This window comes from Bowmanella yangjiangensis (assembly GCF_017255015.1).
Taxonomy (GTDB): Bacteria; Pseudomonadota; Gammaproteobacteria; order Enterobacterales; family Alteromonadaceae; genus Bowmanella; species Bowmanella yangjiangensis.
The window spans coordinates 1-778 of record NZ_JAFKCS010000377.1; the positions used below are offsets into that span (position 1 = coordinate 1).

General features: G+C 71.7%; 2 pseudogenes. Both read left to right on the plus strand.

What is annotated here, in order from left to right:
• Window positions 1–314, plus strand: a pseudogene (locus tag J0A65_RS24655) (hypothetical protein); the annotation flags it as partial.
• Window positions 311–778: pseudogene (locus J0A65_RS24660) on the plus strand (hypothetical protein); the annotation flags it as partial. The pseudogenes J0A65_RS24655 and J0A65_RS24660, both read left to right, overlap by 4 nt.

Here is a 778-nt window from a genome sequence, read left to right on the forward strand (position 1 = left end):
CGGCGCTGATCGTCCTCGACGAACCCGATGCCAACCTCGACGAGGCCGGCGAGCAGTCGCTGCTGGCTGCGCTCGATCGCCTGCGCGAGCAGGGGCGCACGCTGGTGCTGGTCAGTCATCGCCCGGCGTTGCTCAAGGGCGCCGATCAGTTGCTGGTGCTGCGCGCCGGGCAGATGCAGGCCTTCGGCCCGGCCGCACGGGTGTTGCAGGATCTGCAGCAGAGCGCCCGTTCCGCCGCGCAGACCGCGCCGGTGCGACGGGTCGCGCCGGCGCTGAGCATCAGCTACGGCGCCCAGCCGGGAGGCCAGCAATGAGTGCCCCGGCTCCTGTGCAGGGGTTGCATGCGGTCGATGCCGGGGCACCGACTCGCCTGGGCTGGTGGCTGTTGCTGGTCGGCTTCGGCGGCTTCCTCGCCTGGGCCGCGCTGGCGCCGCTGGATCGCGGCGTGCCGGTCAGTGGCACGGTGATGGTCAGCGGCAATCGCCAGGCGGTGCAGCATCCCGTCGGCGGTACCGTGCGGCGCATCCTGGCCCGCGACGGCGACATGGTGCAGGCCGGCCAGGCGCTGCTGGAGCTGGACGACCAGGCATTGCGGGCCCAGGCCGAGGCATTGCGCGCGCAGTTGATCGGCAGCCGCGCCAGTGCCGACCGCCTGGCCGCCGAGCGTGACACGGCCGAGCACATCGACTTCGATCCCTGGCTGCTGGCGCGCGGCGATGATGTGCTGGTCAGTGCCAGCCTGGAATTACAACGACAGCTGTTCGCCAGCCACCAGCAG